The 5451-nt window shown below is 71.9% G+C and carries 4 protein-coding genes and 1 pseudogene; 2 read left to right on the top strand and 3 right to left on the bottom strand.

All coding sequences use genetic code 11. The features are described from left to right. The 3 genes from ACTIR_RS21705 to ACTIR_RS0104560 all read right to left on the bottom strand — a co-directional run. Nucleotides 1–1580 (bottom strand): acetyl-CoA carboxylase biotin carboxylase subunit (locus ACTIR_RS21705; protein WP_065388538.1); only part of this gene is annotated, 1580 nt, incomplete at its 3' end. Nucleotides 1581–1585: 5 nt separating this feature from the next. Further along, nucleotides 1586–3199 carry a carboxyl transferase domain-containing protein gene (locus ACTIR_RS0104565; protein WP_026453388.1) on the bottom strand — a complete coding sequence of 538 codons (1614 nt, stop codon included), beginning with the start codon at nucleotides 3197–3199 and terminating at the stop codon, nucleotides 1586–1588. Nucleotides 3200–3285: 86 nt separating this feature from the next. After that, nucleotides 3286–4080 carry an SGNH/GDSL hydrolase family protein gene (locus tag ACTIR_RS0104560; protein ID WP_026453387.1) on the bottom strand — a complete coding sequence of 265 codons (795 nt, stop codon included), beginning with the start codon at nucleotides 4078–4080 and terminating at the stop codon, nucleotides 3286–3288. Nucleotides 4081–4231: 151 nt separating this feature from the next. Here ACTIR_RS0104560 and ACTIR_RS0104555 point away from each other — a divergent pair, with 151 nt between their 5' ends. Continuing rightward, on the top strand, nucleotides 4232–4819 hold the full coding sequence (locus ACTIR_RS0104555; protein ID WP_026453386.1) for an SACE_7040 family transcriptional regulator: 588 nt from the start codon (nucleotides 4232–4234) through the stop codon (nucleotides 4817–4819). A gap of 172 nt (nucleotides 4820–4991) precedes the next feature. Beyond that, nucleotides 4992–5451: pseudogene (locus ACTIR_RS0104550) on the top strand (alanine dehydrogenase); the annotation flags it as partial.

Below are 5451 nucleotides of genomic sequence, written 5' to 3'. Positions count from 1 at the left end.
TCGACCGGGTCGCCGTCGCCCACGGTCACCCGCGCCGCCTCCGGCGTGCCCGCGACATGGACCAGGGCCTCGGTCGTCCCGGCGCGCAGCAGGAACGCCACCCCCGCGCTGCCCCCGAGCCGCCATCCGTTCGGCACGTCCCACGGGTCGACGACCGGACCCGCCGGGTACAGCCGCACCAGCCGGTCCAGCGCCGCCGCGACGAGGAACTCGTCCGGCACGTCGCCGGCCGTCAGCGTGCCGAGCTCGCGTTCCACCAGCGCGGTGTCGAGCCGGCCCGCACGCACCTCCGGGTGCCGGACGAGCGCACGCAGGAACGGCACGTTCGTCGGCACGCCCAGCACCGCGGTGTCGGCGAGGGCACGGTCCAGCCGGTGCAGGGCCGAGGCCCGGTCGGGCCCCCAGGCGACGACCTTGGCCAGCATCGGGTCGTAGTGCGAGCCGACGACCGCGCCCGGGTGCAGGCCGGAGTCCACCCGGACGTGGCCCGCCTCGGGTTCGGCCAGGCCGAGCACCGTGCCCCCGGTGGGCACGAACTCGCGCGCCGGGTCCTCGGCGTAGACACGGGCCTCGGCGGCGTGCCCCTCCAGACGCACGTCGTCGGAGGTCAGCGTCAGCCGCTCCCCCGCCGCCACGCGCACCTGCCACTCCACCAGGTCCACGCCGGTGACCAGTTCGGTGACCGGGTGCTCCACCTGCAGCCGGGTGTTCATCTCCAGGAAGAAGAACTCGTCCGGGCGGTCGGCGGAGACGATGCACTCGACGGTGCCCGCGCCGACGTACCCGACCGAGCGTGCGGCCTCCACAGCGGCCCGTCCCATGCGCTCGCGCGTGTCCGCGTCGAGCAGCGCCGACGGTGCCTCCTCGACGATCTTCTGGTGCCGCCGCTGCAGGCTGCACTCCCGCTCACCGAGGTGCAGGCAGTGACCGTGGGAGTCGGCGAGCACCTGGATCTCGATGTGCCGCGGCGCGGTGACGAACCGCTCGACGAGCAGCCGGTCGTCGCCGAACGCCCCGCGCGCCTCGCGCCGCGCCGACTCCACCGCCTCCGGAAGGCCCTCGGGGGAGGTCACCACCCGCATCCCCTTGCCGCCACCACCGGCCGACGGCTTCAACAGCACCGGATAGCCCACCCGGTCGGCGGCCGCCGCCACGGAATCCACCCCGGACACGTCACTCTCCCCGGGGACCACGGGAACGCCCGCGGCGGACACGGTGTCCTTGGCGCGGATCTTGTCGCCCATCGCCTCGATCGCCGACGGGGGCGGTCCGATGAACACGATCCCGGCGTCGGCGCAGGCGCGGGCGAAGGCGGCGTTCTCGGAGAGGAACCCGTAGCCGGGGTGCACCGCCTGCGCGCCGGAGTCCACGGCGGCGCGCACGATGTCCGGTACGGACAGGTAACTCCGCGTGGCCTCGGCCGGACCGACCCGGACGGCGACATCGGCCTCGGCGACGTGCCGGGCGTCGGCGTCGGCGTCGCTGTAGACCGCCACCGAGCGGATCCCCATCCGGCGCAGCGTGGTGATCACCCGGACGGCGATCTCGCCCCGGTTCGCGACCAGAACCGTGTCGAACATGCCCCTCACATCCTGAAGACGCCGTAGTTGACCGGTTCGAGCGGCGCGTTGCCCGCCGCGGACAACGCCAGCCCCAGCACCGTCCGGGTGTCCTTCGGGTCGATCACGCCGTCGTCCCAGATGCGCGCGGTGGAGTAGTACGGGTTGCCCTGCGTCTCGTACTGCTCCCGGATCGGTTCCTTGAACTCCTCCTCGGCCTCTGCCGACCACTCCTGCCCGCGCGCCTCGAATCCGTCCCGGCGCACCGTGGCCAGGACCGAGGCGGCCTGTTCGCCCCCCATCACCGAGATCCGGGCGTTCGGCCACATCCACAGGAACCGGGGCGAGTACGCCCGGCCGCACATCGAGTAGTTGCCCGCACCGAACGATCCGCCGATGATCACTGTGAATTTCGGGACCCGGGCGCAGGCCACGGCGGTTACCATCTTCGCGCCGTGCTTGGCGATGCCGCCGGCCTCGTAGTCGCGCCCCACCATGAATCCGGTGATGTTCTGCAGGAACACCAGTGGAATCGAACGCCGGTCGCACAGTTCGATGAAGTGCGCCCCCTTCATCGCCGATTCCCCGAACAGCACCCCGTTGTTGGCCACGATGCCCACCGGGTGCCCGTGGATGTGGGCGAAACCGGTGACCAGTGTCGTGCCGTACTCCTTCTTGAACTCGGCGAACCGGCTGCCGTCCACCACCCGCGCGATCACCTCCCGCACGTCGTACGGGGTGCGGGAGTCGACGGGCACGGCCGCGTAGAGGTCGTCCGGATCGACGGCGGGTTCCTCGACCGGCGCCGTCTCCCACGGACGCGGCGGTGGGGGCCCGAGGGTGGCGACGATGGAGCGCACGATGCGCAGGGCGTCGGCGTCGTCGGCGGCCAGGTGGTCGGTCACCCCGGACTGCCGGGCGTGCACGTCGCCGCCGCCCAGTTCCTCGGCGGTGACCTCCTCCCCCGTCGCGGCCTTCACCAGCGGTGGTCCGCCGAGGAAGATCGTGCCCTGGTTCCGCACGATCACCGCCTCGTCGCTCATGGCGGGGACGTAGGCGCCGCCCGCCGTGCAGGACCCGAGCACGGCCGCGATCTGCGGAATCCCGCGCGCGGACATGGTGGCCTGGTTGTAGAAGATGCGGCCGAAGTGCTCGCGGTCCGGGAACACCTCGTCCTGACGCGGCAGGAACGCGCCGCCGGAGTCGACGAGGTAGAGGCAGGGCAGGTTGTTGTGCAGCGCCACCTCCTGCGCCCGGAGGTGCTTCTTCACCGTCACCGGGTAGTAGGTGCCGCCCTTGACGGTGGCGTCGTTCGCCACGATCACGCACTCGCGGCCGGACACCCGGCCGATCCCGGTGATGATCCCGGCGGCCGGGGCCTCGTCGTCGTAGAGCCCGGTGGCCGCCAGCGGGGAGAGTTCCAGCAGCGGCGAACCGGGGTCGAGCAGTGCGTCCACCCGGTCGCGGGGCAACAGCTTGCCCCGTTCGACATGCCGGGCCCGTGCCTTCTCGGGTCCGCCCGGACGCACGTCGGCCAGGCGGGCACGCAGATCGTCCACCAGCTCGGTGTGCGCACGGGTGTTGCGGGTACCCGCTTCCCCGCCGGGATCGACGGAGCTGGTCAGCGCCGGAGTGTCCATCACACCCTCAAGTTAGCAGCCGTTAACGTCCGATGCGAGGTTAGCGGCCACTAACGGGTGGTGTCCAGGGTCCCGTGCCGGCCGGCTCAGCCGGTCACGGACTCCAGTGCGGGCAGGTATCCGGACGCCTGCCCCGCGGCGGTCGGGTGGTAGGACTCGTCGACGGGCCAGGTGAGGCTGTGCAGCCACCACTCGCCGTCGGAGCAGATCTCGTGGCCGTCGAAGTGGCCCCGTGCATCGACGAAGGTGACGCCCGCGGCCGCCGCGCGCTGCGCGGTGACCTCGGCCAGCGTGTCCGCACCCGAGTTGATCGCCGACCGTTTCGTGTCGCTCAGCCCCGCCCGGCACGAGCCCCCGATCTCGTAGAAGCGGGGATATCCCAGCACGATCACCTCCGCGTTCGGGGCGTTGGCGGTCACCGTGGCGTAGACGTCGTCGAGCAGGCCGGGCAGTGTGGTCGTGGCGTAGTCCTCCGCGGTGGCCACCCGGTCGACGCACTGCTGGTCCGTCCCGAGCGTGCAGTCGATCATCACGTCGGTGAAGCCCGCGTCGTTCCCGCCGACCGACAGGGTCACCAGCGTGGTGCCCGCGTCCAGCGCGGACGCCTGGCTGATCACGTCGGACGTGCGGGCGCCGAGGCAGGCGGCGAATTCGAAGTCGGAAACCGGGTGCGATTCCGCCCAGAGCGCCGGATACGCGTTGGAACTGCGTTTGCAATTGCCGGAATCGCCGTACGATCCGGCGCCCACCCCGGAGGAATACGAGTCGCCCAGCGCGACGTAGTCGACGGCGGGCGCGGCGGCCGTCGGCACGACTCCCCCCGCCAGGGCGAGTAACGTGATTGTTATCGTTGCGAGGAACCGACGGGTCCGCACCATCATGGCGCACCTTCCATCGACGATCGGCCGAGGAAAATGCTTACCAGGTGACCGCCTCGCGGAGTGGGAGCCGGAATCGAACTCCACCCGGACGGCTTACGCCGGAGGTCGGCCCGTCATTAGCGCGCGCTAACGAAAGCGCTAGAGTGTGCCGGTGTCCTCCGGTTCCCCCCTGATCCGCGGTGACAAGGCGAGTCGGCGCGAGGAGATCCTCGCGGCCGCGGCCGAGCTGTTCGCCGACCGCGGATTCCACGGCGTCGGGATCGACGACATCGGCGCCGCCGTGGGCATTTCCGGCCCGGCACTGTACCGGCACTTCCGCAGCAAGGACGCCATGCTCGGCGAGATGCTCACCTCGATCAGCCGGTACCTGTTGGACGGAGCCCTCGGACACGCCGGGCACGACGGTCCTCCCGACGAGGTCCTGGCCGGGCTGGTGCGGTTCCACGTCGACTTCGCCCTGACCCAGCCCGCGCTGATCACGGTGCAGGAACGCGACCTGGCCAACCTGACCGAGGACGACCGCAGACAGGTGCGCGCGCTGCAACGCCGCTACGTCGAGGTCTGGGTGGACGCGCTCCGCGCCGCCGTCCCGCACCTGGACGACACCCGCGCACGGTCCACCGCGCACGCCGTGTTCGGACTGATGAACTCCACCCCGCACAGTCGCCACCTGCCCGACCCGGAACTCGCCGAGCTGCTCGCCGAGCTCGCTCTCGGGGCACTGCACGCCGCACGGTAGCCGGACACCACCGGGCGCCTGACCCGGGTGCGCTCCGTCGGACCGCGCCGGAGCGGGTACTCCTTGCGCCGGTGGGGAGGATGGACCTTCCCCACCGTGCACCCACGGTCGGGACGTGGAACGCGGCCCGCGGGTGATCCCCACCGGCCGCGCCGAGAACGAGGAGGCAGACGTGCGGATCGCCGTCCCCCGGGAGACGAAGAAGCACGAGTACCGGGTCGCACTGACCCCCACCGGCGTCGACGAGCTCACCCGCAGAGGGCACGAGGTGTTCGTCGAGACCGGCGCGGGGGCCGGTTCGGCGATCACGGACGCGGAGTACGAGTCGGCCGGGGCCACGGTCCTGCACGCCGCCGCGGACGTGTGGGCCGAGGGCGAGCTGGTGCTCAAGGTGAAGGAGCCGGTCGCGGCCGAGTACGCGCACCTGCGCGCGGATCAGGTGCTGTTCACCTATCTGCACCTCGCCGCGGACGGGTCGCTCACCCGGGCACTGCTGGAGGCGGGCACGACCGCGATCGCCTACGAGACGGTGCAGACCGACGACGGGGCGCTGCCGCTGCTGGCCCCGATGTCCGAGGTGGCGGGCAGGCTCGCGCCCCAGGCGGGCGCGGCCGCGCTGTTGCGCCCCGCCG

Origin of the sequence: Saccharomonospora iraqiensis subsp. iraqiensis (assembly GCF_000430445.1) — a bacterium.
In the GTDB taxonomy this organism is placed as follows: domain Bacteria; phylum Actinomycetota; class Actinomycetes; order Mycobacteriales; family Pseudonocardiaceae; genus Saccharomonospora; species Saccharomonospora iraqiensis.
This window is presented reverse-complemented; position numbering and strand designations above follow the sequence as displayed.

What these genes read in the sequence shown, in the direction of transcription:
- ACTIR_RS0104565 (WP_026453388.1), bottom strand. Translation starts at nt 3,199, where the DNA reads ATGGACACTCCGGCGCTGACCAGCTCCGTCGATCCCGGCGGGGAAGCG.
- ACTIR_RS0104560 (WP_026453387.1), bottom strand. Translation starts at nt 4,080, where the DNA reads ATGATGGTGCGGACCCGTCGGTTCCTCGCAACGATAACAATCACGTTA.